The 25,054-nt window shown below is 67.9% G+C and carries 22 protein-coding genes; 11 read left to right on the top strand and 11 right to left on the bottom strand.

The genetic code is table 11. The features are described from left to right. Positions 1 to 66: 66 nt before the first annotated feature. Genes WKI94_RS00110 through tsaD form a run of 5 tightly spaced genes read right to left on the bottom strand, consistent with a single transcriptional unit; the run spans position 67 to position 5,236 of the window. Positions 67 to 2,268: a DEAD/DEAH box helicase gene (locus WKI94_RS00110; RefSeq protein WP_337843738.1), complete on the bottom strand. Its 2,202-nt coding sequence runs from the start codon at positions 2,266 to 2,268 to the stop codon at positions 67 to 69. Next, positions 2,268 to 2,477, bottom strand: coding sequence for a heavy-metal-associated domain-containing protein (locus tag WKI94_RS00105; protein ID WP_337843737.1), 210 nt, complete (start codon positions 2,475 to 2,477; stop codon positions 2,268 to 2,270). Before WKI94_RS00105 ends, WKI94_RS00110 begins: the two co-directional genes overlap by 1 nt. 27 nt (positions 2,478 to 2,504) lie before the next feature. After that, complete coding sequence (locus WKI94_RS00100) at positions 2,505 to 2,930, bottom strand: DUF1999 family protein (protein WP_337843736.1); 426 nt, start codon at positions 2,928 to 2,930, stop codon at positions 2,505 to 2,507. Positions 2,931 to 2,934: 4 nt separating this feature from the next. Next, complete coding sequence (locus tag WKI94_RS00095) at positions 2,935 to 4,257, bottom strand: VWA domain-containing protein (protein WP_337843735.1); 1,323 nt, start codon at positions 4,255 to 4,257, stop codon at positions 2,935 to 2,937. 7 nt (positions 4,258 to 4,264) lie between these two features. Further along, a complete protein-coding gene (gene tsaD, locus WKI94_RS00090) occupies positions 4,265 to 5,236 on the bottom strand; it encodes a tRNA (adenosine(37)-N6)-threonylcarbamoyltransferase complex transferase subunit TsaD (RefSeq protein ID WP_337843734.1) in 972 nt (323 codons plus the stop codon). A 53-nt stretch (positions 5,237 to 5,289) separates the two neighbouring features. On the opposite strand from tsaD, the gene secA reads away from it, so the two are divergent. Next, positions 5,290 to 8,283 (top strand): preprotein translocase subunit SecA, encoded by a 2,994-nt coding sequence (secA, locus tag WKI94_RS00085; RefSeq protein ID WP_337843733.1) that lies wholly within the window; start codon positions 5,290 to 5,292, stop codon positions 8,281 to 8,283. Positions 8,284 to 8,325: 42 nt separating this feature from the next. Here secA and WKI94_RS00080 read toward each other — a convergent pair whose 3' ends face one another. Next, complete coding sequence (locus WKI94_RS00080; RefSeq protein ID WP_337843732.1) at positions 8,326 to 10,209, bottom strand: acetate--CoA ligase; 1,884 nt, start codon at positions 10,207 to 10,209, stop codon at positions 8,326 to 8,328. Further along, positions 10,187 to 12,721 carry an AMP-binding protein gene (locus WKI94_RS00075; protein WP_337843731.1) on the bottom strand — a complete coding sequence of 845 codons (2,535 nt, stop codon included), beginning with the start codon at positions 12,719 to 12,721 and terminating at the stop codon, positions 10,187 to 10,189. Before WKI94_RS00075 ends, WKI94_RS00080 begins: the two co-directional genes overlap by 23 nt. Before the next feature lie 130 nt (positions 12,722 to 12,851). On the opposite strand from WKI94_RS00075, the gene acs reads away from it, so the two are divergent. Continuing rightward, positions 12,852 to 14,798 (top strand): acetate--CoA ligase, encoded by a 1,947-nt coding sequence (gene acs / locus WKI94_RS00070; protein ID WP_337843730.1) that lies wholly within the window; start codon positions 12,852 to 12,854, stop codon positions 14,796 to 14,798. Between the two features lie 50 nt (positions 14,799 to 14,848). Here the strand turns inward: acs and WKI94_RS00065 are convergent, their stop codons facing one another. Genes WKI94_RS00065 through WKI94_RS00055 form a run of 3 tightly spaced genes read right to left on the bottom strand, consistent with a single transcriptional unit; the run spans position 14,849 to position 16,934 of the window. Further along, on the bottom strand, positions 14,849 to 15,235 hold the full coding sequence (locus tag WKI94_RS00065; RefSeq protein WP_337843729.1) for a nuclear transport factor 2 family protein: 387 nt from the start codon (positions 15,233 to 15,235) through the stop codon (positions 14,849 to 14,851). Between the two features lie 10 nt (positions 15,236 to 15,245). Beyond that, entirely contained in the window at positions 15,246 to 16,790 is a 1,545-nt protein-coding gene (locus tag WKI94_RS00060) for a methylmalonyl-CoA mutase family protein (protein ID WP_337843728.1), read from the bottom strand. Positions 16,791 to 16,799: 9 nt separating this feature from the next. Continuing rightward, the gene (locus WKI94_RS00055) at positions 16,800 to 16,934 is read right to left on the bottom strand and encodes a hypothetical protein (protein ID WP_337843727.1); all 135 of its coding nucleotides are present in this window, start codon (positions 16,932 to 16,934) and stop codon (positions 16,800 to 16,802) included. Positions 16,935 to 17,036: 102 nt separating this feature from the next. On the opposite strand from WKI94_RS00055, the gene WKI94_RS00050 reads away from it, so the two are divergent. From WKI94_RS00050 to WKI94_RS00010, 9 genes are read left to right on the top strand one after another with little or no spacing between them, the layout of a single operon-like run. Further along, positions 17,037 to 17,342 (top strand): helix-turn-helix domain-containing protein, encoded by a 306-nt coding sequence (locus WKI94_RS00050; protein WP_337843726.1) that lies wholly within the window; start codon positions 17,037 to 17,039, stop codon positions 17,340 to 17,342. Further along, positions 17,339 to 18,145, top strand: a complete 807-nt coding sequence (gene minD / locus WKI94_RS00045; protein ID WP_337843725.1) for a septum site-determining protein MinD — start codon at positions 17,339 to 17,341, stop codon at positions 18,143 to 18,145. The genes WKI94_RS00050 and minD overlap by 4 nt, the downstream gene beginning before the upstream one ends. Continuing rightward, a complete protein-coding gene (gene minE, locus WKI94_RS00040; protein ID WP_337843724.1) occupies positions 18,145 to 18,369 on the top strand; it encodes a cell division topological specificity factor MinE in 225 nt (74 codons plus the stop codon). Before minD ends, minE begins: the two co-directional genes overlap by 1 nt. 1 nt (position 18,370) lies before the next feature. Next, positions 18,371 to 19,447, top strand: a complete 1,077-nt coding sequence (gene rodA / locus WKI94_RS00035; RefSeq protein ID WP_337843723.1) for a rod shape-determining protein RodA — start codon at positions 18,371 to 18,373, stop codon at positions 19,445 to 19,447. A 41-nt stretch (positions 19,448 to 19,488) separates the two neighbouring features. After that, a complete protein-coding gene (locus WKI94_RS00030) occupies positions 19,489 to 20,559 on the top strand; it encodes an ABC transporter ATP-binding protein (RefSeq protein WP_337843722.1) in 1,071 nt (356 codons plus the stop codon). Beyond that, a complete protein-coding gene (locus WKI94_RS00025; RefSeq protein ID WP_337843721.1) occupies positions 20,552 to 21,412 on the top strand; it encodes an ABC transporter permease in 861 nt (286 codons plus the stop codon). Before WKI94_RS00030 ends, WKI94_RS00025 begins: the two co-directional genes overlap by 8 nt. Continuing rightward, on the top strand, positions 21,409 to 22,188 hold the full coding sequence (locus WKI94_RS00020; RefSeq protein WP_337843720.1) for an ABC transporter permease: 780 nt from the start codon (positions 21,409 to 21,411) through the stop codon (positions 22,186 to 22,188). Before WKI94_RS00025 ends, WKI94_RS00020 begins: the two co-directional genes overlap by 4 nt. Continuing rightward, positions 22,185 to 23,240, top strand: a complete 1,056-nt coding sequence (locus WKI94_RS00015; RefSeq protein ID WP_337843719.1) for a spermidine/putrescine ABC transporter substrate-binding protein — start codon at positions 22,185 to 22,187, stop codon at positions 23,238 to 23,240. Before WKI94_RS00020 ends, WKI94_RS00015 begins: the two co-directional genes overlap by 4 nt. 36 nt (positions 23,241 to 23,276) lie before the next feature. Continuing rightward, on the top strand, positions 23,277 to 23,654 hold the full coding sequence (locus WKI94_RS00010; RefSeq protein ID WP_337843718.1) for a cytochrome c: 378 nt from the start codon (positions 23,277 to 23,279) through the stop codon (positions 23,652 to 23,654). On the opposite strand, the gene WKI94_RS00005 is transcribed toward WKI94_RS00010, so the two are convergent. Continuing rightward, the coding region (locus WKI94_RS00005) for a dihydroxy-acid dehydratase (protein ID WP_337843717.1) at positions 23,641 to 25,054 on the bottom strand (1,414 nt) is incomplete at its 5' end. The two genes, WKI94_RS00010 and WKI94_RS00005, sit on opposite strands and share 14 nt — an antisense overlap.

The following is a 25,054-nucleotide window of genomic DNA, read 5'->3' as shown; positions in this document are numbered from 1 at the left end:
GGTGCCCGGCTGGGGCTAGCCAGCGCACCCCCCTTCCCAAGGGGCCCTTGCCGTCTGGAGGGCTCTTCAGTGCAGGGTGCGCCTGGGCAGGGCCAGGACCAGGCTGGCGGCGAGTTGGAGGGCTGCGGCCTTATCCAGGTGCTGGTTGCCGTTCCCGCACTTGGGGGAGAGGACGCACCGAGGGCAGCCCTCCTCGCAGGGGCAGCCCTTTAAGAGCTCCAGGGTGGCCCGGATCCATTCGGGAAAGCGCCGGGCCGCGGCCCGGGCGTACCCCACCCCCCCCGGGTACCCGTCGTAGATGAAGACCGTGGGGCCGCCTCCAGAGGGGAGGGGCCGGGGGTAAACGGGGTAGGAGAGCCCCCCAATGTCCTGCCGCTCCGCCAGGACGAAAAGGGGGAGGAGGCCGATCATGGCGTGCTCCAGGGCGTGGATCCCCCCCGGGATCTTGTGGGGCGGGAGGACCTCCGGGGGATGAAACCAGAGGGCCTCCGTGGGGAAGGCGATCTCGGGGAAGAAAAGGGGTACCTCTTCCAGGACGCTTCCCGTGAAGAAGCGCTTCTTCACGTACCCCACCACCCGTTCCCTTAGGAGGACCCGGCCCACCCACACCCCCTGGCCCACCGCTTCCCCCGAGAGGACCTCGAGGTCCGTTTCCGCCCGGGGCTCGGTGTAGTAATCCTCCAGGGCCGGCAGGAGCCAGATCTCCCGCCTTTCAGGGTCTATGTTTCGCACCAGGAAGCTTTCCCCTTGGTGGAGGTAGACCGCCCCCGGGTGGGCCTCCCAGTAGGCCTGGCGCTCGTCCAGGTGGCCCAGCACCTCCCCGTCCGGGCCCCGCAGGGTGAAGCCGGCCCCAAGGCCCCTCAAGGAGAGGTCCCGGTGGGGGCGGCGCTTTGGGGTGTAGAAGCGGCCGTCTTTCTCCTTGAGCTCCTTTAGCGCCTCCGGACAGGGGATCTCCTCACGGGAAAGGGGGAGCTCAGAGGCCGCGGCGTGGAGGTGGAGGGGGCAGAGGACGGGGTTTTGGGGGTCGGCCACCGCCTCCTCCGGGGGGGTCTTGAGGAGGAGCTCGGGTCGTTGGAGGAAGTACTCGTCCAGGGGGTCTTCCCGGGGGATGTAGACCACGAGGGCCCGCCGCTCTCCCCGCCCCGCCCGCCCAGCCCTTTGCCAGAAGGAGGCGATGGACCCTGGGTAGCCCAGGAGGACCACCGCGTCTAGCTCCCCGATGTCCACCCCAAGCTCCAGGGCGCTCGTGGCCACCAGGACCCGGACCTCACCCTTTTTCAGGGCCTCCTCCAGGGCCCGGCGCGCCCTTGCGGTGTAGCCCGCCCGATAGGGGCGCACCAGGGGGTGGTCGGCGTAGCGGGCCACCAGCTCCGCCGCCTTCCTGGCGTTGGCGAAGACCAGGCCCCTAAGCCCCCCTTCCGCCAGGGTGCGAGCCAGGTGGGCGGCCTCGAGGAGGGCGCTCCGCCGCCTTTCCCCCTTCTTGTCCAGGGGCTTGGGGGGAAGGACGAGAAGCTCCCGCTCCGAGCGGGCCACCTCCTCCCAAAGCTCCAGGAAGAGGAGGCCCGTGAGCCTTTCCGCGTGGTCCTTGGCGTTTTTGATGGTGGCGCTGGCGGCGATGACCTGGGGGTTCGCCCCATAGTGGCGGGCCAGGCGTAAAAGGCGCCTCAAAACCCAGGCCACGTGGGTGCCGAAGACTCCCCGGTAGGCGTGGAGCTCGTCCAGGACCAGGTAGCGGAGCCGGCCCAGGAAATGGGCCCAGGCCCCGTGCTGGGGCAGGAGGCCGAAGTGGAGCATGTCGGGGTTGGTGAGGAGGATGGCCCCCTCCTCCCTCGCCTCCCTGCGCACCTCCGGGCGGGTGTCCCCGTCGTAGGGGAAGATTCCCTCCACCCCTAGGGCTTCCCCCATGGCCCTGAGGCGCCTGAGCTGGTCGTGGGCTAGGGCCTTGGTGGGGAAGAGGAGGAGGCTCGTTCCCTCTTCCAGGGCTGCTTTCAGAACGGGTACCTGGAAGACCAGGCTTTTCCCCGCGGCGGTGGCGTAGGCCATGACCAGGTGGTGCCCTTCCTCTAAGACCTCTAGGGCCCGCTTTTGGTGGGCGAAGGGCCTAAGGCCCAGGGCCTGGAGCACCCCGCTGAAGACCCCGCGGTAGGGGACGGGCCTTGGGGGTCTTGCCGGGAGGAGGCGGGCGAAGGCGATGCGGCCACGGTACTCGGGGTCGCTTTCCAGCCACTCCCGGTAGCTCAAAAACCCCTTCAGGCCCTCGGGGAGCATCAGAGCATGCCCGCCAAAAAGCCCTGTTCCCGCACGGTGCGGATAAGGTCCATCACCGTGAGGGCCTGGGGGTCGTACTCCACCTGGATCTGGGCAGGCCCCACCGCCTGGGCCTCCGCCACCCCGGGAAGGCGACGAAGGGCTGAAAGGATGCGCTCCATCCCCTCAGGAGTGGGCTCCCCCCGGACGCCGAGAAGGACGCGGTTCATGCCTCCCATTCTTCCCGGAAAGGGTGCCTATTCCAAGACCCCCCGGGCCTCCCCCCTTAGGCCCCGGCTCCCCAGGACGCGCACCGCCAGGACCAAGGGCCCCACGGTAAACCCCTGGGCCAGGAGGGCCTCCTTGAGCTCTTCCCGGGCAGGGTCCAGGTGTAGGGCCACCTCGTAGACCCCGGCGTCGTAGGCGCTCTTCACCACCGCGGCCAAAAGCCCCTCCAGCACTGCCCGGTCCCGGCCCTCGATGCGGGTGACGAGCACCGTGGTGGCCTCCCCCTGCCACAGGGCCTGGGCCAGGGCGAAGCCCAAGGGCTCCTCCCCTTCTTCCGCCAGGAAGGAGTGGCCGGTGCGGGCGAAGTGGCGGACTGCCCCCAGGCTTAGGGGCCTTGCCCCCGCCACCCGGTTCAAGGCCTCGAGGTCCAGCTCGCTGAAAGGCCGGAAGCGCATGCCCCTATGCTACCTTCCTCCTCGGCCAGAGGGCGAGCTCCAGGAGGAGAAGCCCCAGGGCGAGGAGGGCGAAGAACCGCCCCCCGCCCCCTTGGCCTCTCGGCAGGAAGCTTTCCCCCGGGGTGGGGAGGAGGGTTTCCTGGGGGCTTAGGAGGCCCGAGCGCGCCTCCCGGTAAGGCCTGAGGAAGTTGTAGACCAGGAGGGGGAAGAAGGGCTTGTCCTCCAGGGCGGAAAGGGGGGGAAGGTAAAGCCCTCCTTCTGTCCAGTAGAGGAGGCCCACCCCTCCTTCCCCCTCGGCTAGGGGCCGCCAGGGCGGGGGGGGCGGGGGGGGTGGGGGCAGGCGGGCCCCCAGGAGGGCCACCCCTTCCAGGAGGGGGTGGGGGAGGGTGGCGAGGACGGCCGCTGGGGGGCCCCCCTCTTGGGCCAGGTAGAGGGTGGGCCGTTCCGGTGCACCCTTGGGGCTTCCCACCTCCACCCGCACCTCGTCCCCCGGCCGGGCCCCGAGGAGGGCGAAGAGGCGGAGGAGGGCGGGCCTAGGGGGAAGGCGCACCCCCAAGGGACGAAGGGCGAAGCCCGCCTCGTCGTCCAGGGGGAGGGCGTCCTCCCCCAGGAGGCGGGCCCGGAAGGTGGGGGGGAGGCCCTCGAGGCGGGCGTACCCCCTTGGGGGCACGGGGAGGGTGTAGGGGCGGCCTTCCACCAGCACCTGGGCGGTCTTAGGGCTAAAGCCCCCGTTCCCCACCGCCACGAACCCCCCCGCCACCGCCACGATCCCCAGGTTTTCCGCCGGGCTTCCCACCCCCAGGTACCCCTCCACCCCTGGGGGAGGGGGCCCGTCCGTGGCCACCACCACCGGGGCCCCTAGGAGCCTTCGCCCCAGGGCCACCGCCCCTTCCAGATCCGCCCCCCCTGCCCGAGCCTCCAGGGCTAAGAGCCTTCCCCTCAGGGCCACCCCCGGGGCGGGGCCATAGGCCCTAGGGGTCTCCCCCGCCTCCACCAAGACCGCCTCCGGGGCCCTTTCCAAAAGGGGCAGGGCCCTTTCCTTGGCCCGCTCCAGCCGTGTCCTCCCCCCCTCCCGGGCCGCCATGCTGGCCGAGGCGTCCACCACCAGCACCAGGGGGGAGGGGAGGAGGGGAGGGTCCTCCAGGGCCAGGACCAGGGCCGCCCCGGCGAGGAGGAGGAAAAGGAGCCTCAGGTCCAGCCTTGGCCGGAAGCGCCGCGCCCGGCCCCGCCGCCAAAGCCACACCCCCGCCCAGGGTTTGGGCCTCACCCCTCCTCGCCGGTAGAGGAGGTAGATGAGGAGGAGGACGGGAAGGAGGAGCCAGAGCATGCGCCCCCTAGGCCTCCTCCAGGGGCCAGTACGCGGTGGCCCCAAGGCCCAAGGGGCTTGGGGGGAAGCCCCCTTGGAAACGGCGCCAGGCCGCCAGGGCCACCATGGCCCCGTTGTCCTGGGAAAGCCCCTTGGGGGGGAAGAAGACCCTGAGGCCCGCCTCCTGGAAGCGGGCCTGGAGGGCCCGGTTGGCCGCCACCCCTCCGGCCACCAGGAGGGTCTTGAGCCCGGTCCTCTCCACTGCCCTCAGGACCACCTCCCCCAGGTGGGCGATGGCCGCCTCCTGGAAGCCCTTAGCGATGGCCGCCTTGGGCCAGCCTGCCTCCACCAGCCTCAGGGCCTGGGTCTTGAGGCCGGAGAAGCTGAAGTCCAAGCCCTCCTGCCCCCTTAAGGGCACGGGGAAGGGGGCCTTTTCCTCCGCCTCCTGGGCTAAGCGTTCAATCTCCGGCCCCCCCGGGAAGCCGAGGCCTAAGAGGCGGGCCACCTTGTCAAACCCCTCCCCTGCGGCGTCGTCCCGGGTGGCCCCCAGGAGGCGGTAGCGGCCTAGGCCCTCCACCAGGAAGAGGTGGGTGTGCCCCCCGGAGGCCACCAGGGCCAGGAAGGGGGGTTGGAGGTCCTCCGGCCAGGCGGCGGCGATGTGGGCCTCGAGGTGGTGCACCGCGTAGAAGGGCTTCCCTAGGGCCCAAGCTAAGCCCTTGGCGAAAGTGTAGCCCACCAGGAGAGCCCCGATGAGCCCGGGGCCCCGGGTGGCCGCCACGAGCCCCAGGTCCTCCGGGGCAATTCCCCCTTCCCTGAGCGCTCTTTCTGTAAGGGGCTTAAGGACCTTGAGGTGCTCCCGACTGGCGAGCTCCGGTACCACCCCCCCGTAGGCCTCGTGCAGGGCCACCTGGCTCGCCACCAGGTTCACCGCCACCTTTCCGTCCCGCACCAGCCCCACGCCCGTATCGTCGCAGGAGGTATCAATCCCCAGGACCCACACCCTTTAGGCTACACGGTTTTCTCATCCCTCTTGGGGGTAGAATCGGGCCTAGGATGTTAGGTCTTCTCAGGCGGCTTTTTGACAACAACGAACGGGAGATCGCCCGCTACCGCAAACAGGTGGTGGAGCCCACCAACGCCCTCGAGGCCGAGGTGGAGAAGATCGCGGACTTGGCCTCGGCCTACCGGGAGCTTAAGGAGAAGCACGAGAGGGGCGCCTCCCTGGACGAGCTCCTCCCCATGGCCTTCGCCCTCACTCGGGAGTCGGCCAAGCGCTACCTGGGCATGCGTCACTTTGACGTGCAGCTCATCGGCGGGGCGGTTCTCCACGAGGGCAAGATCGCCGAGATGAAGACTGGGGAGGGCAAGACCCTGGTGGCCACCCTGGCCGTGGCCCTAAACGCCCTCACCGGCAAGGGCGTGCACGTGGTCACGGTGAACGACTACCTGGCCCGCCGGGACGCGGAGTGGATGGGGCCCGTGTACCGGGGTCTCGGGCTCAGCGTGGGGGTGATCCAGCACAGCTCCACCCCCGAGGAAAGGCGGAAGGCCTACCTGGCCGACGTCACCTACGTGACCAACTCCGAGCTCGGCTTTGACTACCTCCGGGACAACATGGCCATAAGCCCCGACCAGCTGGTCCTCCGCCACGACACCCCCCTCCACTACGCCATCATCGACGAGGTGGACTCCATCCTCATTGACGAGGCCCGCACCCCCCTCATCATCTCCGGCCCCGCGGAGAAGGCCACGGACCTCTACTACAAGATGGCCGAGATCGCCAAGAAGCTCCAAAAGGGCCTCCCCGCGGAGCCTGGGGTGCGCAAGGAGCCCACGGGAGACTACACCATTGAGGAGAAGAACCGCTCCGTCCACCTCACCCTCCAGGGCATCGCCAAGGCGGAGAAGCTCCTTGGGGTGGAGGGGCTCTTCAGCCCGGAGAACATGGAACTGGCCCACATGCTCATCCAGGCCATCCGGGCCAAGGAACTCTACCACCGGGACCGGGACTACATCGTTCAAGACGGCCAGGTCATCATCGTGGACGAGTTCACGGGCCGCCTCATGCCCGGGCGCCGTTACGGGGAGGGCCTCCACCAGGCCATAGAGGCCAAGGAGGGGGTCCGGATCGAGCGGGAGAACCAGACCCTGGCCACCATCACCTACCAAAACTTCTTCCGCCTCTACGAGAAGCGGGCGGGCATGACCGGCACCGCCAAGACGGAGGAGAAGGAGTTCCAGGAGATCTACGGGATGGACGTGGTGGTGGTCCCCACCAACCGCCCCATGATCCGCCAGGACTTCCCCGACGTGGTCTACCGCACGGAGAAGGGGAAGTTCTACGCGGTGGTGGAGGAGATCGCGGAAAAGTACGAAAGGGGCCAGCCCGTCCTGGTGGGCACCATCAGCATTGAGAAGTCGGAAAGGCTTTCCCAGATGCTGAAGGAGCCCAGGCTTTACCTTCCCCGCCTGGAGATGCGGGTGGACCTCTTCAAGAAGGCCATCCAGAAGCAGGGGGGAGAGGACTGGGACCGTCTCAGGAAGCTTTTGGAAAAGCCCGGCCAGCTTAAGGAGGAGGACCTTAAGGCTTTTGAGGAGCTCATCCCTTCTAAGGGGAACATCCGCACGGCTTGGGAAGGGCTAAAGCGAGCGGTGCACACCCTGGAGGTCCTCCGCCAGGGGATTCCCCACCAGGTCCTGAACGCCAAGCACCACGCCCGGGAAGCGGAGATCGTGGCCCAGGCCGGGCGCTCCAAAACCGTTACCATCTCCACCAACATGGCGGGCCGGGGTACGGACATCAAGCTCGGGGGCAATCCCGAGTACCTGGCCGCGGCCCTTTTGGAGAGGGAGGGCTTCAACCGCTACGAGTGGAGGGTGGAGCTCTTCATCAAGAAGATGGTGGCGGGGCAAGAGGAGGAGGCCCGAGCCCTTGCGGAGGAGCTTGGGGTCAAGCCCGAGCTCCTCGAGGAGATCCGCCGCATCCGCGAAGCCTGCAAGGAAGACGAGGAAAGGGTGCGGCAGCTTGGGGGGCTTTTCATCATCGGCACCGAGCGGCACGAGTCCCGGCGCATAGACAACCAGCTCCGGGGTCGCTCGGGCCGCCAGGGGGACCCGGGGGGCAGCCGCTTCTACGTCTCCTTTGACGACGACCTCATGCGCCTCTTCGCCTCCGACCGGGTCATCGCCATGCTGGACCGCATGGGCTTTGACGATTCCGAGCCCATTGAGCACCCTATGGTCACCCGCTCCATAGAACGGGCCCAAAAGCGGGTGGAGGACCGCAACTTCGCCATCCGCAAGCAGCTCCTCCAGTTTGACGACGTGATGGCCCGCCAGCGGGAGGTGATCTACGCCCAGCGCCGCCTCATCCTCCTGGGCCAGGACGAGGAGGTGCGGGAGGCCGCCCGGGGGATGGTGGAGGAGACGGTGGCCGCCCTGGCGGAGAACGTCCTGAACCCCCAGGTCCACCCCGAGGACTGGGACCTCGAGGGCCTGAAGGCTGCCCTCCTGGACACCGCCCCTCAGCTTCAGGACTTCCCCTTTGAGGAGCTTAGGGCCCTTAAGCCCGAAGAGGGGGTGGACCGCCTGGTGGAGGCCGCCCTCAAGGCCTACGAGGCCCGGGAGGCCGAGCTTTCCCCGCCCCTCATGCGGGCGGTGGAGCGCTTTGTAATCCTCAACGTGGTGGACTCCGCCTGGAAGGAGCACCTCCACAACCTGGACGTCCTTCGCCAGGGCATCTTCCTCCGGGGCTACGGCCAGAAGGACCCCTTCCAGGAGTACAAGATCGAGGCCACCCGCCTCTTCAACGAGATGGTGGCCTTCATCAAGGGGGAGGTGGCCAAGTTCCTCTTCCGCCTCAAGGTGGAGGCCGAGCCCGTGCGCCCCGTGCGGGAGGCCCCCTTCGTGCCGGTGCCGGAGAAGGAGGAGGCCCCGCCCCCCTTTGGGGTGGAAAGGCGGCGCACCCCCACCCCTCCGCCCCAGCCGGGCCTTTCCCGGGCGGAGCGCAGGCGGCTCATGCGGGAGGAGAGGAAAAAGAAAAAGTAAACCCCTGCCCCGGCCGGGGCAGGGGGGGCCCTTCGGGTGCCCCTACTCCTCGAGGGTGGAGAGGTCTCCGGGGTCCTTGCCCAGTTCTTGCGCCTTCAGCAGGCGCCTCAGGATCTTCCCCGAGCGGGTTTTGGGTAGCTTGTCCAGGAAGACAACCTCGCTCGGGGTGGCGATGGGGCCCAGTTCCCGGCGCACGTGGGCCACGAGGCTATCCTTAAGCGCCTCCGAGGGGGCATGCCCGGCGCGGAGCACCACGAAGGCCTTGATGGCCTCCCCCTTGAGGGGATCGGGCACCCCGATGACCGCGGCCTCGGCCACCTGGGGGTGGGAGACCAGGGCGCTTTCCACGTCCGCGGTGCCGATGCGGTGCCCGGCCACGTTCAGGACGTCGTCCGCCCGCCCCAGGACGCTGAAGTAGCCCTCCTCGTCCCGGCTGGCCACGTCCCCCGAGGCGTAGACCCCGCCCGGGACCTCCCGCCAGTACTGGAGGTAGCGCTCGTGGTTCCCCCAGACGGTGCGCATCATGTGGGGGAAGGGCCTTTTGAGCACCAGAAGCCCCCCCTTCCCCGGGGGCACGGGCCGCCCCTCCTCGTCCACCACCAAGGCCTCCACCCCAGGCAGGGCCACCCCGGCGAAGCCCGGCTTGGCGGGGAGGGTAAGGGGGGTCCCCAGGGTGGGCCCCCCGAGCTCCGTCTGCCACCAGTTGTCGGCCACAAAGCCCCGCTGCCCTCCGTCTACCAGGTGGGCGTAGGCCCAGCGGAGGGCCTCGGGGTTTAGGGGCTCCCCGGCCACGGCGAGGAGGCGCAAGGAGGAGAGGTCGTACTTGGCGGGCCACTCGGGGCCGAACCGCATGAACATGCGCACCGCGGTGGGGGCGGTAAACATCACGTTCACCCGGTAGCGTTCCACCACCTTCCAGAAGGCCCCGGGGTCCGGGTAGTCCGGGGCCCCTTCCCGGAGGAGGCTCGTCACCCCTTCCAGAAGGGGGGCGTAGACGATGTAGGAGTGGCCCACGATCCAGCCGATGTCGCTGGTGGCCCAGAAGAGGTCGTCGTCCTTCACGTCAAAGAAGGTCCGGAGGTGGTAGGTGGTGCCCACCATGTACCCCCCGTGCACGTGGACCACCCCCTTGGGTTTCCCCGTGGAGCCCGAGGTGTAGAGGATGAAGAGGGGGTGCTCCGCGTCCACCATCTCCGCCCGGGCCGCTGGGGGATGGCTCCAGAGGAGGTCCTCGAGGTCGTGGTGGCCGGGGGGGAGCTCGGCCTTCCCCATGCGTTGGAACCAAACCACCTTCAAGGGGAGGTCGCGGATGGCCTCCTCCACGATGGAACGGAGGTCCACCACCTTCCCCCGGCGGAACCCCACGTCCCCGGCGATGAGCACCTTGGCCCCCGCGTCCAGGATGCGCTCCCTTAGGGCCCCCACCCCAAGCCCCGCGTAGACCACGCTGTGGATGGCCCCCAGATAGGCGGTGGCCAGCATGGCCAGGACCCCTTCCAGGGTAAGGGGCATGTAGACCACCACCCGGTCCCCCCGCTCCACCCCCAGGGCCCTAAGCCCCGTGGCCAGGCGGCGGACCCGGTCCAGAAGCTCCCCGTAGGTGAGCTTCTCCTCCCGGCCGTCCTCGGAGAGGTAGAGGAGGGCCACCTTGTTCCTGAGTCCCCGTTCCACGTTCCTCTCCAGGGCGTTGTAGACCGCGTTGGTCCTGCCCCCCAAAAACCAGCGGTGCTCGGGGGGGTTCCACTCCAGCACCCGCGTGAAGGGGGTCTCCCAGTGGAACCGCTTCGCCCACGCGCCCCAGAACCCCTCAGGGTCCTCGAGGCTCCGCCGGTGCTCCCCGGGAAGGTTCTTGGGGTTGGCCTGCGCCCGCAAGGCCTCCGGCGCCCAAAGCCGCTCCGCTTCTTTAAGGAGTTTTTCCACCGCCATAGTCCTCCTCCAGTCCCGAGGTGTCCCCCGGGTTTAGGCCCAGAAGCTCTGCCTTTAGGACCCGCCTCAGGATCTTGCCGCTCCGGGTGCGGGGGAGGGTTTCCACGAAGAAGATGCGGGGCGGGGGCAAAGGCCCCAGGTGGCGGAGGAGGTGGGCCTTGAGCTTTTCCGCCAAGAGGGGCTTGAGCTCTTCGGGCAGCTCCCTGCTCCTCGGTACCACGAAGGCCACGATCTCCTCCCCTTCCTCCCCCGGCACGCCCACCGCCGCGGCCTCCGCCACTTGGGGATGGGTGAGGAGGACGGCTTCCACCTCCGCGGTGCCGAGCCTCGCCTCCCCCACCTTGATGACCTCATCGGTGCGCCCCAGGATGCGGAAGTACCCTTCCTCGTCCATAAGGGCCAGGTCTCCCGTCCAGTACATGCCCCCCTGCCAGGGGGAAGCCCCCCCGAGGAGGCCCACCATGTGGGCGGGGCCCACCCGCAGGAGGACCAGGTGCCCCTTCTCCCCCGGGGGCAGGACCTCTCCCTTGGGCCCCACCACCCGGGCCTCCACCCCGGGCAGGGGCACTCCCACGAAGCCCGGCTTGGCGGGGAGGGCCAGGGGCGTGGCCAGGGCTGGGGCCCCGAGCTCCGTCTGCCACCAGTTGTCCAGGGGCCAAGCCAAATGCTCCTGGGTCCAGCGCCAGACTTCGGGGGCCAAGGCCTCCCCCACGCTCCCCACCAGCCTTACCTCCGTGGGCCGGGCCTCCCCGTGGCGCCTTAGGGCGCGCAGGAAGGTGGGGGAGGTGAGGAGGACGTCCACCCCGAACCCCTTAAGGCGCTCGTAGAAGGCCCCGGGGCTGGGGTGGTCGGGGCGGTCTTCCAGGAGGAGGCTGGTGCCCCCCAAGAAGAGGGGAGCGTAAAGCCCGAAGGAGTGCCCCACGATCCAGAAGAGGTCCGCTGTGGTGTGGAAGACCTCCCCCGGTTTCAGGTCAAAGAGGTAGCGCAGGGCCCAGGCCACCCCCACCATGTACCCGCCGTGGCCGTGGACCACCCTCTTGGGCGTGCCGGTGGAACCGGAGGTGGAGAGGAGGAAAAGGGGATGGGAGGCCGGGAGGGGAAGGGGGTCTTGGGGCCGGCCCTCGGCTATGCGCTCCAGGAACTCACTGGTACCCCGCCGGTGCCAGAGCACGGGGAGGTCAAGCCCCACCACCGCTTCTTCCACCGTCTGCTTTAGGGGAATGAACCGTCCCCGCCGGAAGTAGCCGTCTGTGGCCACCAGGAGTTTGGCCCCCACCTGCGTAAGGCGTTCCCTTAGAGCCTCGGGGCCGAGGCCCAGGGGCAGGGCCACGTGCACCGCCCCCATGCGGGCGCAGGCCAGGAGGGTGAGGGCGGCCTCCAGTACAGTGGGCAGGTACACGGCCACCCGGTCCCCTGGCCCCACCCCAAAGGCCCTGAGGACCCCCGCCAGCTGGGCGGCGAGGGCCGTGAGCTCCCGGTAGGTCCACTTCCCCACATGCCCCTCCCCGTCCATCACCACCAGGGCCACCTGCTGGCCCTTTTCGGGGAGGTGACGGTCCAGGGCGTTCAGGGCGGCGTTGGTCAGCCCCCCTGGGAACCACACCCGGCCCTCGGGCTCGTAGACCGCCTGCCAGGACCGCTCCCAGTGGAAGGTTCGGGCGAAGCCCCCCCAGAAGGCCTCGGGGTCCTCGAGGCTGGCCTGGTAGATTTCCAGGAAGTCCTGGAGGTTCGCCTTCTCCCTAAGGGGTGGGGGCGGTTCCACCTTCTCCACCCGCAAAGGGCCTTCCTCGGGAGGGGGGAGGCTTGGGGGCTCTGGAGGGGTGAGGTGGGCGGGCACCCGGGCCACCTCGGAAAGGGCCCGGGCCAGGCGGCTGAAGGCGAAGGGGAAGCGGCGGCTCGGCACCACCACCCCTAAGGCCCCCAGAAGCTCCCCCTTAGGGCCAAGGAGCGGGGCCGCCAGGGCGGAAAGCCCCAGGGCGTACTCCTCCATCTCCACCGCCAGGCCGCTTTCCCGCACCCTTTTCAGCTCCTCTTCCAGGGCCAGGGGGTCGGTGAGGGTGTAGGGGGTCCGGGAGCGCAAGGAGGGTGTGGGCAGGGCCCCGTAGGCCAGAAAAACCTTGCCCAGGGCCAGGGCGTGGGCCTCCTCGGGCAGGGCCTCCCCTAGGGGGTGGGGCTGGCCCTGCCGCCCCCGGCTTTTGAGCCGGATCCCTTCCGGGGTGGGGAGGGCCAGGTAGCACCGCTCCCGGGTGCGGAGGTAAAGCTCCTCTAGGGCTTCTTCCAGAAGGCCCGAGGGCTGGGGCACCGGCTTGGCGCTCCCCAGACGGTACCCCCCTTCCGTCTTGACGGCAAAGCCCTCCTCTACCAGGCTGTTGAGCAGGGCGTAGGCGGTGGAAAGGCTTTTGCCCAGGAGACGGGCCACCTCCTTTACCTCCACCCCCTCGGGGTGCTCCGCCAGGTAGGCGAGGAGGCGCAAAGCCGCCTGAACAGTGGAAAGGCTTCGCCTGCGGGGCATCCGCCCCCATCTTTCCCGCCAGGAGGCTCCCTCGTCAAGAAACGGGGGGTTTTGCGCATGGTGAAAAACCGGGTTTTTCTTGACCTGAGGCCCTTCTCTCCCTATCCTAAAACTCTCAAAGGAGGGTGCCATGGACCGCATTGAAGGCGTCCTTAAGGAAGAGCGGGTGTTCTACCCCAGCGAGGCCTTCCGGCAAAGGGCCCACATCCAGAGCGAGGAGGAGTACCAGCGGCTCTACCAGGAAAGCGTCCAGGACCCGGAGGGCTTCTGGGGACGGGTGGCCTCCGAGCTTCACTGGTTTACCCCCTGGCAGAAGGTCCTGGAAGGGGAGCTTCCCCACCCCAAGTGGTTTGTGGGGGGTAGGACCAACCTCTCCTACAACGCCCTGGACCGCCACGTGGAAACTTGGCGCCGGACCAAGGCGGCCATCGTCTGGGAGGGGGAACCGGGGGAGGAGCGGGTCCTCACCTACTACGACCTCTGGCGGGAGGTGCAGAAGTTCGCCAACGTCCTGAAGCGCCTGGGGGTGAAGAAGGGCGACCGGGTCACCATCTACCTCCCCATGATTCCCGAGGCGGCCATCGCCATGCTGGCCTGCACCCGCATCGGGGCGGTGCACAGCGTGGTCTTCGGGGGCTTTTCCAGCAACGCCCTGGCGGAGCGCATCAAGGACGCGGAGGCTAAGGTCCTCATCACCGCGGACGGGGGGTACCGGCGGGGCGGCATCGTCCCCCTAAAGCAAAACGCCGACGAAGCCCTGAAGGACGCCCCCAGCGTGGAGCACGTGGTGGTGGTGCGACGCACGGGGGAAGAAGTGCCCATGGTCCCGGGGCGGGACCACTGGTGGCACGAACTCATGGAGGCGGCCTCCGACCGCTGTGAGGCCGAGCCCATGGAGGCCGAGGAGTCCCTTTTCGTCCTCTACACCTCCGGTTCCACGGGTAAGCCCAAGGGGGTCCTCCACACCCTGGGCGGGTACATGACCTACGTCTACCTCACCACCAAGCTGATCTTTGACCTAAAGGACGAGGACGTCTACTGGTGCACCGCGGACGTGGGCTGGATCACCGGCCACTCCTACGTGGTCTATGGCCCCCTCCTCAACGGGGCCACCACGATGATGTACGAGGGGGCCCCCAACTGGCCGGAGCCCGACCGCTTCTGGCGCATCGTGGACAAGTACGGGGTCACCATCCTCTACACCGCCCCCACCGCCATTCGCTCTTTTATGCGCTGGGGGGAGGGCTGGCCCTTAAAGCACCGGCTGGATACCTTAAGGCTTCTGGGCACGGTGGGCGAGCCCATCAACCCCGAAGCCTGGCTCTGGTACTACAACGTCATCGGCAAAGGGCGCTGCCCCATCGTGGACACCTGGTGGCAGACGGAAACCGGCGGGATCATGATCACCACCCTCCCCGGGGCCCACGCCATGAAGCCCGGCCACGCGGGCAAGCCCTTCTTCGGGGTGGTGCCGGAGATCCTGGACAGCGAGCACCGCCCCGTGGAGAACCCCGACGAGGGCGGGCACCTCTGCATCACCCGCCCTTGGCCCAGCATGCTCCGCACCGTCTGGGGAGACCCGAGCCGCTTCATCCAGCAGTACTTCAGCCAGCACCCGGGGGTGTACTTCACTGGGGACGGGGCCCGGCGGGACAAGGACGGCTACTACCTCATCCAGGGCCGGGTGGACGATGTCCTCAACGTGGCCGGGCACCGCCTCGGCACCATGGAGATTGAGTCCGCCCTGGTCTCCCACCCTGCGGTGGCCGAGGCCGCGGTGGTGGGCCGGCCCGACCCGGTGAAGGGGGAGGCCATCGTGGCCTTCGTGACCCTTAAGGAGGGGAACACCCCTTCCGATGCCCTGAGGGACGAGCTTAAGGCCCACGTGGCCAAGGTCATCGGCCCCATCGCCCGGCCCGACGAGGTCCGCTTCACCGACGCCCTGCCCAAGACCCGTTCGGGCAAGATCATGCGCCGCCTCCTGCGCCAGATCGCCGCAGGGGAGAAGGAGATCAAGGGGGACACCTCCACCCTCGAGGACCAGCGGGTGGTGGAGAAGCTGAAGGAGGGGGCTTAGCTCCTAAAGGCCCCGCCCCGGGGTTTTGGCCCCGGGGTGGGTTTTCGCGCTCAGCCCGCTGGGCTCTTGTGGACGTGCACCACCTTCCACCCGTCGGGGAAGCGCACCGCCACCCGGCTTTCGTTTACTGCCTTATGCCTTAAGCCCCCCTCCTCTTCCACGGTGAGGAGGAGGGTATAGCTGAAGATGGCCACGTCCCCGTAGCGCTGAAGCCTCCTTTCCAGGAGATCCAGCCGGTAGGGCCTTCCCCCCGTGGCCCAACGCCTCTCCGTCATGAAGAGATGAAAGGGGAGGCCGTCCAGGCGGTGGGGGGTCACGAACCACTCGTAGAGGGAAAGCTCCTCATGGGTGGTGGCCCGGTAGCCCTCCGGGTCCCCCTCGTAGATGCTCCTTAGGTGCTTCTCCAAAAACGCCCAGAGCTCCGCCTCGCCCTCCATGGCGCCTCCCCTAGTGGGGGGGTTGGTACTCCCCCCACTCCTCTCGCAAAACCCCGCAGACCTCCCCCAAGGTGGCCTGGCGGCGGAAGGCGTCCAATACGTACGGGAAGAGGTTCTCCTCCCCCCTTGCCGCCCGCCTAAGGGCCTCGAGGCCCACCCGGACGCTTTCCCCGTCCCGCCTCTTCTTGAACTCCGCCACCTCCCGCTTGCGCTTTTCGTGGAGCTCCGGGTCTATGCGCTGCACGGGGACGGGCTCGTTCAGGGGGCTTTGGGGGTCAAAGAAGCGGTTCACCCCCACGATGATGCGCCGGCCCTCCTCCACCTCCTTCTGGAAGCGCCAGGCGGACTCCTCTATGGCCCGCTGGAAGTAGCCCGCCTCCACCGCGGCCACCGCGCCCCCCAGGGCGTCAATCTCCCGGATGAGGGCCTCGGCCTCCCGCTCCAGCTGGTCCGTGAGGTGCTCCAGGTAGAAGCTCCCCCCCAAGGGGTCTATGGCCCGGGTGATCCCGCTCTCGTAGGCCAGGATCTGCTGGGTCCTTAGGGCCAAGAGGGCACTTTTTTCCGTGGGCAGGCCCAGGGCCTCATCGTAGGCGTTGGTGTGCAGGCTCTGGGTGCCCCCAAGGACCGCGGCCAGGGCCTGGTAGGCGGTGCGCACCACGTTGTTCAGGGGCTCCTGGGCGGTGAGGGTGGAGCCGCCGGTCTGGGTGTGGAAGCGCAGGGCCCAGCTCCTCGGGTCCTTGGCCCCAAACTCCTCCCGCATGATCCGGGCCCAAAGCCGCCGGGCCGCGCGGAACTTGGCCGCCTCCTCAAAGATATCGTTGTGGGCGGCGAAGAAGAAGGAAAGCCTGGGGGCGAAGCGATCCACGTCCAACCCCCGCTCTACGGCTGCCTGCACGTAGGCCTTGCCGTCTGCCAGGGTGAAGGCGATCTCCTGGGCGGCGGTAGCCCCCGCTTCGCGGATGTGGTAGCCGGAGATGCTGATGGTGTTCCAGCGGGGCACCTTCTCCGCGCAGAACTGGAAGATGTCCGTGACCAGGCGCATGGAGGGCCCCGGGGGGTAGATGTAGGTTCCCCGGGCGAAGTACTCCTTCAAGATATCGTTCTGGACGGTGCCCGAAACCTTGTCCCAGGAAACCCCCTGTTTCTCCGCCACCAGGAGGTAGAGGGCTAAAAGCATCATGGCGGGGGCGTTGATGGTCATGCTGGTGGACACTTGGTCTAGGGGGATGCCCTCAAAGAGCCGCTCCATGTCCTCGAGGGTGGCGATGGACACCCCCACCCGCCCCACCTCCCCCACGCTCATGGGGTGGTCCGGATCCAGGCCCAGCTGGGTGGGCAGGTCAAAGGCCACGGAGAGCCCGGTCTGGCCCTGGGCCAGGAGGTAGCGGTAGCGTCGGTTGGACTCCTCCGCGGTGGAGAAGCCCGCGTACTGCCGCATGGTCCAGAGCCGGTCCAGGTACATCCGGGGGTAGATTCCCCGGGTGAAGGGGTACTCCCCGGGCCGGCCCAGGCGCTTTTGGTAGTCCTCGGGCAGGGACTCAAAGAGGCCTTCCATGCCCTAGTTTTACAGCAAAACCCTTACCAGGAGTACGAAGAGGAAAAGGGCCCCGAAGATGGCGAGAAGGGGTGGGAGAAGGAGGCTATAGAGGGCTAGGACCAGGGCCAGGAAGTCCTTCCAGTCGGGCCGGATCTCCTTCATCCCTTTAGTTTACGCCGCCCCTTTTCGGAGAGGGGATCTGGGGCGGGGTGCTTAACGCTTTCCCCCTTCCTAGCAACCCGCCCTTCCTGATAGGATTGGGCCATGGCCCTTTCCAAGACCGCCCGCAAAGCCTTAAGGGTCCTGGCCCGTCGGGGTGCGCCCGAGGTCCTCTTTGCCCTGGGAAAGGGCTCGGCCCGTTTTTCCGATCTGGAGCAGGCCCTTTTCCTTTCCCCTAGAACCCTGGCGGAACGCCTGCGGGAGCTGGCTCTCATGGGACTGGTGGAGCGGAGGGCTTACGCGGAGGTGCCGCCCCGGGTAGAATACACCCTGACAGCAAGGGGGCGTAAGCTTCTGGATTTCCTCAAGGGATTGGAGCAGGTGTTGGAGCTTTGGGAGGAGATGCGGTGAAGGCGCGTGCCATTGTGGTGACTTCCGGCAAGGGTGGGGTGGGGAAGACCACCACCACGGCCAACCTGGGCGTAGCCCTGGCCAAGCTGGGGGAGAAGGTGGCGGTGGTGGATGTGGACGTGGGTCTCAGGAACCTGGACGTGGTCATGGGCCTCGAGGGGCGGGTGGTCTTTGACCTGATTGACGTTTTGGAAGGACGCGCCAAGCCCCGCCAGGCCCTCATCCGGGACAAGCGCCTGGAGAGCCTCTTCCTCCTCCCCGCTTCGCAGGTCAAGGACAAGGAGGCCTTGGACAAGGAGCGATTCAAGGACCTTATCCGCTACCTCCTGGAGGAAGAGGGGTTTGACCGGGTGCTCATAGACTCCCCCGCGGGGATAGAGAAAGGCTTCCAGACGGCCATCTACCCTGCGGAAGGGGCGCTTGTGGTGGTGAACCCCGAGGTTTCCAGCGTGCGGGACGCAGACCGCATCATCGGCCTCTTGGAGGCCCGGGAGGTTCGGGAGAACTGCCTGGTGATCAACCGCCTCCGGCCCAAGATGGTGGCCAAGGGGGACATGCTCTCCGTGGAGGACGTGGTGGAGATCCTTGGCCTCAAGCCCATCGGCATTATCCCTGAGGACGAGGGGGTTATCGTCTCCACCAACCAGGGGGAGCCTTTGGTCCTTAAGGGTACGAGCCCCGCAGCCCAGGCCTTCATGGACACGGCCCGCCGCATCCGGGGGGAGGAGGTGCCCTTCCGCCACCTGGACGAGGCCGGGGGGCTTCTTTCCGTCATCCGGCGCCTTTTTGGGGGAGGTCGGTGATGTGGTGGCGTAGGAAAAGCAAGGACCGGGCCAAGGAAAGGCTCAAGCTGGTCCTGGCCTACGACCGGGCCAAGCTCTCCCCCGGGCTTGTGGAAAGCCTGAAGAAGGACCTCCTGGAGGTCCTCCGCCGCTACTTCCCCGCCCAGGAAGAGGGCATCCAGGTGGCCCTGGAGGAACGGGGGGAGAAGATGGTCCTCCTGGCGGACATCCCCCTAAAGGGCTGAGGTGGTCCGGCACCCCTCCCTGCAGGCCTACGACTGGGGGCTCGTGGCCCTCACCCTGGCCCTTTTGGCCGTGGGGTTCGTCAACCTGAAAAGCGCGGCCCCTGACCCCATCCTCCTCCTCCGCCAGGGGGTGGCCCTTGCCTTGGGCCTCCTCCTGGCCGCGGGGGTGCAGTTTCTTTCCCGAAAGACCCTGTTTGCGCTGGCCGTCCCCCTTTACCTTCTCAGCCTCTTCCTTCTCCTTTTGGTCTTGCTGGTAGGGCGGGAGATCAACGGGGCTAAGGCCTGGTTCGTCCTCGGCCCCCTCCAGTTCCAGCCCCTGGAGATGGCCAAGCTGGCCCTGGTCCTCCTCTTGGCCCGGGTGCTGGAGGGGCGCCCCATCCGCGCGCTTTGGGACTACCTTCTCCCCGCAAGCCTGGGCCTCCCCTTGGTGGCCCTCCTCCTCCTCCAGCCCGACTTGGGAGGGAGCCTGGTGGTGCTTTTTGGGGCCTTCGCGGTGCTCTTCGTCCGGGGGCTTCCCTGGAAACACCTCCTTCTGGGAGGGGCGGTTTTGGCGATTCTGGTGCCCGCGGTGGTCTGGCCCAACCTCAAGCCCTACCAACGGGAGCGGGTCCTCATCGTCCTGGACCCCTACCGCGACCCCCTGGGCCAGGGGTTCCAGGTCATCCAGTCCACCATCGCCATCGGCTCGGGGGGGCTTTTTGGCAAGGGGTACGGCCAGGGCACCCAGGCCCAGCTGGGCTTCATCCCCTTCCGCCACACGGACTTCGTCTTCGCCGTCTTCGCCGAGGAGTGGGGGTTTGTGGGGGTGGTGGCCCTTCTCGGGCTTTACGGCCTTTTCCTGGCGCGGATCTTGGGGCTCGCCCTGGAATGTCCCCGGCTTTCCGACCGGCTTTTCATCGCCGGGGTGGGGGGGATGTTGGGCTTCCAGGTGCTGGTGAACCTCGGGGTGGCCCTGGGGGTGCTACCCGTCACCGGCCTCACCCTGCCCCTCCTCTCCTACGGGGGTTCCAGCCTCATGGCCACCCTGCTGGCCTTGGGCCTGGTCCTCCTGGTCCACCGGGACCGGATGCAGCCCTAGGGCTATTGCCCCCCTGGGCACCTGGCCCTAAACTGGTGCGCGTGGCCGGAGAGCCCCTGGTAGAGCTTCGCGGCGTGCGGAAGGCGTACGGGGAGGAGGTGGCCCTGGACGGGGTGGACCTCGAGGTGAAGCGGGGCGAGTTCTTCAGCCTCCTCGGGCCCTCGGGGTGTGGCAAGACCACCCTGCTCCGCCTCCTTGCGGGCTTTGAGACCCCGGACGCGGGCCGGATCCTGCTCGCGGGGAAGGACATGGCGGGGGTCCCCCCCTACGCCCGGCCGGTGAACACCGTTTTCCAGAACTACGCCCTCTTCCCCCACATGACCGTGGAGGGGAACGTGGCCTTTGGCCTCCGGATGAAGGGCCTAAAGGAGGCGGAGATCCGCAAGAAGGTGGCCTGGGCCCTGGAGCTTGTGGACCTCGTCGGCCTGGAAAGGCGCTACCCCAGGGAGCTTTCCGGTGGGCAGAAGCAGCGGGTGGCCCTGGCCCGGGCCCTGGTCCTCGAGCCCTTGGTCCTCCTCCTGGACGAGCCCCTCTCGGCCCTAGACGCCAGGCTTCGCCAGGAACTCCGGGTGGAGCTCATGCAGCTCCAAAGGCGCCTCGGCACCACCTTCATCTTCGTCACCCACGACCAGGAGGAGGCCCTGGTGATGTCGGACCGCATCGCCGTCATGCGGGCGGGGCGGATTGAGCAGGTGGGCCTTCCTGACGAGGTCTATGAGCGCCCCAAGAGCCGCTTTGTGGCCGAGTTTTTAGGCCGCTCCAACCTCATCCCCGCCAGACCCCACCCCCTGGGGGCGGACACCCCCTTGGGCCCCCTCCACCTGCCCCGCCCCCTGGAGCGGGAGGGCCTCCTGGCGGTCCGGCCGGAGAAGATCCGGCTTTACCCCGCTTTGGCCCCCACCCTGCCCGGGCGCAACCTGGTCCCTGCCCGGGTGGAGGAGATCGTCTACACGGGGGCAGAGAACCAGTACATCCTCCAGGCTGGCCCCTTGAGGCTTCTGGCCTACACCCTGAACCAGGACCTGCAGGAGCCGGGGGCGGAGGAGTTCGCCTACGGGGAGGAGGTCTTCTGCTACCTTCCCCCGGACAACCTGGTGGTGATCCATGAATGAGGCGGCCACCCCTCTCCAGCGCTTTTTCCGGGTCCTGGTGACCGTGGGGCCCGGGGCCCTTTGGCTTTTCCTCTTCGTCCTCCTGCCCACCCTCCTGGTCCTCCTGGCTTCCTTCCTCACCCGGGGGCCTTATGGGGAGCTCACCCTGCCTTTGGGGCTCCACAACTACGCCCGGCTCCTCAACCCCCTTTACCTCGAGGTCTTCGCCAATAGCCTCCTCCTGGGCCTCCTCACTACCCTCCTCTCCCTCCTCTTGGGCTACCCCCTGGCCTTTTACCTCGCCCGCCATCCCCGGCGGGACCTCCTTCTCTTCCTCCTCCTCCTGCCCTTCCTCACCAACTTCCTCATCCGGGTCTACACCTGGCTCGTCCTCCTCCAACGGGAGGGCCTCCTAAACGCCTTGTTGGGGGCCTTGGGCCTTGGGCCTTTCTCCTTCTACCCCTCCTTCTTCGCCGTGCTCCTGGCCACGGTCTACACCTTCCTGCCCTTCTTCGTCCTCCCCCTCTACGCGGCGGTGGAAAGGCTGGACTGGCAGCTTTTGGAAGCGGCCTACGACCTGGGGGCGAGGCCGGTGCAGGCCTTTTTCCAAGCGGTCTTGCCCCAGACCTACCCCGGGCTCTTTGCGGGCAGCGTTCTGGTCTTCATCCCCGCCATGGGCACCTTCGTGGTGGCAGACCTCCTGGGGGCGGGCCGCGTGGTCCTCATCGGCAACCTTATCCAGCAGCAGTTCGGCGTGACCCGGGATTGGGCCTTTGGCGCAGCGCTAAGCGTCTTCCTCATGGCCTTCGTCCTCCTCGCCCTCTACCTTTACGCCCGGCTCCAGGGGGAAAGGGGGCTTCAGGACCTGGTATGAAGCGGCTTCTGGCCCTGCACGCCCTTCTCGTCTACCTCTTCCTCTACCTTCCCATCCTGGTCATCGTGGCCCTCTCCTTCAACCAAAGCCGCCGGGGGGTGCGCTTCACCGGCTTCACCCTGGACTGGTACCGGGCCCTCTTCGCCGACCCCAGGGTCTTGGAGTACGCCCTGAACACCCTCCTCGTGGCCCTGGTCTCCACCCTGGTGGCCACGGTCCTGGGCACCCTCCTCGCCCTGGGGCTTGTGCGCTACCGCTTTCCCGCCAAGGGCTTCCTCTACTACCTCCTCTACGTGCCCGTGGTGGTGCCCGACGTGGTCATGGGGGTTTCACTCCTCCTCCTCTTCGCCTTCAGCCGGGAGCTTTTGGGCTTTCCCCGGCTTTCCCTCCTCACGGTCATCCTGGGCCACATCACCTTCCAGGTGGCCTTCGTGACCCTGGTGGTGCGGGCCCGGCTTCTCCTCTTAGACCCCGCCCTCGAGGAGGCGGCCCGGGACCTGGGGGCCCGGGGGTGGCAGACCTTCTTCCACGTCACCCTGCCCCTGGCTTGGCCCGGGGTGGCCGCAGGGGCCCTCCTCGCCCTCACCCTCTCCCTGGACGATTTCGTGGTAACCTTTTTCACCGCGGGGCCTGGAGCCACCACCTTGCCCCTTTACATCTACTCCAGCGTGAAGCTGGGCGTGAGCCCCAAGGTCCACGCCCTCTCCACCCTCATCGTGGGGGCAAGCGCCCTCTTCCTGGCCCTGGCCTACGCGGTGGGAAGGAGGCGGGTATGAAGCGCGGAGTCTGGATCCTGTTGGCCCTGTTGGTGGCGGTGGGCGGGTACCTGCTCCTCCGGCCTAAGCCCGCCCAGGCCGCGGGCACCCTGTACTTCCTCAACTGGGCGGACTACATCCCCGAGGAGCTTGTCCGGAAGTTTGAGGCGGAAACAGGGGCCAAGGTGGTCCTGGACACCTTTGAGTCCCCCGAGGCCATGCTGGCTAAGTTGAAGGCGGGGGCCGATCAGGAGTTCTCCCTGGTGGTGGCCCCCGATTACTACGTGCTCCAGATGGCCCGGGAGGGCCTTCTGGCCCCCCTGGACAAGGGGCGGCTTAGGAACCTGGCCAACCTGGACCCCTTTTTCCAGGACCCTCCTTACGACCCCGGCCTGGGCTACTCCGTCCCCTACCTTTGGGGCACCACGGGCCTGGCCTACCGGGAGGACTTGGTGAAGGGTCCGGTGGACTCCTACGTGGTCTTCTTTGAGCCGGAGAAGGCGGTGGGGCCCTTCCTCCTCCTGGACGAGATGCGGGAGACCGTGGGGGCCGCCCTCAAGTACCTGGGCTACTCCGTGAACACCACCGACCCCAAGGCCCTGGAGGAGGCCAAGGCCCTCCTCCTTTCCGCCAAGGCGCGCTCCGTGGGCTTTGCCGGGGGCATAGAGGCCCTGAACCGGCTCATGGCGGGGGATGCGGCGGTGACCCTGGCCTACTCGGGGGATGTCCTCCAGGCCCGCCAGGAGGACGAGCGCCTCCGCTACGCCATTCCCAAGGAGGGGGGCACCCTCTGGACGGACGCCATGGTGGTCCTGGCTCGAGGCCCCGCCCAGGACCTGGCCTACCGCTTTATGGACTTCCTCCTGGAGCCGGAGAACGCCGCGGCCCTTTCGGAATACACCCGTTACGCCACCCCGGTGACCGCGGCCCTTCCCCTTCTCCCTGAGGAGATGCGCCAGGACCCGGTGGTCTTTCCCCCAGAGGAGGTGCGCTCCCGGCTTGAGTACCTGAAGGACCTGGGCCCGGACATCGCCCTCTTTGACCGGGTCTGGACCGAGGTAAAGGCCCGCTAAAGGCAGGGTTTTCCCCAGACAGGGTATCATGGTTTCATGAAGCGGGCCTTGGTCCTCCTCGCCTTCCTGGGTCTGGGCCTGGCCCAGGGGGTGGAGGTCCTATGGGGGCGTACCTGCGCCCAGTGCCATGGGGAGAAGGCCCAAGGGGTGCGGCCCTATCCCGGCCTCGCCTCCTCCATTCCCCTCTTCGCCACCCCGGAGGGGCGGCGCTATTTGGTGTGGGTGGTCCTCTACGGGAAGAAGGGGGAGGCTGGGCTCATGCCCGGCTTCTACCAGTTCAAGGACGAGGAGGTGGCCCGCCTCCTCAACCACCTGAAAGACCTCCTCCGGGCTAAGGGAGATCCCTTTGGCCCGGAGGAGGTGGCCCGGGAGCGGGGGAAGAACCTCACCCCCGATGCCGTTAAGCGCCCGTAGGGTCTTCCAGGACCGCCCCCTCGTCCGCCTGGCGCACCAGGGCGGCGTAGCGGGCGAAGAGGCCATGGCGGAAGGCGGGGGGGCGGGGCTTCCAGCGGGCCCTCCGCCTCTCCAGCTCCTCCTCGGGGAGGAGGACCTCGAGGCGCCGGCTTTCCACGTCAATCCGGATCCGGTCCCCTTCCTCCAGAAGGGCGAGGGGCCCGCCCACGAAGGCCTCGGGGGCGATGTGGCCGATCATGAGGCCGCGGGTGCCCCCGGAGAAGCGGCCGTCGGTGAGGAGGGCCACCTCGGGGCCTAGGCCCTCCCCTACCAGGGCGCTGGTCACGGAGAGCATCTCCGGCATGCCGGGCGCCCCCTTGGGCCCCACGTAACGGATGACCACCACGTCTCCCGGGCGGATCTCCCCCGCCAGCACCTTGGCCATGGCCTCCTCCTCGGAGTCAAAGACCCGGGCCGGCCCCTCAAAGAAGGTGCGCTCCGTGCCCGCAAGCTTCAGCACCGCTCCCCTCGGGGCCAGGTTTCCAAAGAGGACCACCAGCCCCCCTTGGGGCTTCAGGGCCTTCTCCACGGGGAAGACCACCTTCTGCCCCTCCGCCTCGCGGAAGTGGGCCTCCACCTCCTCTTCCAGGGTCCGGCCTGTAACCGTCCTCTCCTCCCCGTAGAGGAGGCCCGCTTCCAGAAGCCGCTTGTAGACCAGGGGCGTCCCCCCAGCCTCGTAGAGCTCCCAGGCGGTGTAGGTCCCCCAGGGGCGGAGGTCGGCGATGACCGGGGTCTTGCGGGAGATCTGGTCAAAGTCCTTGAGGCTGAGCTCTACCCCCGCTTCCTTGGCCATGGCCAGAAGGTGGAGGACGGCGTTGGTGCTCCCCCCGGTGGCGGCCACGCAGGCGATGGCGTTGAGGAAGCTCCTCCGGGTGAGGAAGTCTTTGGGCTTCCAGTCCCTTTGGATGGCCTCGGCCAGGACCCGGGCCGCCTCCTTGGTGGCCTTGGGTTTCTCGGGGTGCACCGCAGGGATGCCGTTGTAGCCCATGGGGGAAAGGCCTAGGACCTCGAGGGCCATGGCCATGGTGTTGGCGGTGTACTGCCCCCCGCAGGCCCCAGGGCCGGGGATGGCCCGCCGCTCAATCTCCAAAAGCTCCTCCTCGGAGATCCTCCCTGCGGCCTGTTGCCCCACCGCCTCAAAGACCGACACGATGGTAAGCTTCCGGTTCCCGTAGACCCCGGGGGCGATGGTTCCCCCGTAAAGGACCATTCCCGGCACGCCGCTGCGGATGACCCCCATGGCCCCCCCGGGGATGGTCTTGTCGCAGGCGGAGAGCACCGCCATCCCGTCATAGAGGTAGCCTTGGGCCACGAGCTCCACGCTGTCCGCGATAACCTCCCGGCTCACGAGGCTTGCCCGC

Origin of the sequence: Thermus sp. (assembly GCF_037444525.1) — a bacterium.
Classification (GTDB): domain Bacteria; phylum Deinococcota; class Deinococci; order Deinococcales; family Thermaceae; genus Thermus.
This window is presented reverse-complemented; position numbering and strand designations above follow the sequence as displayed.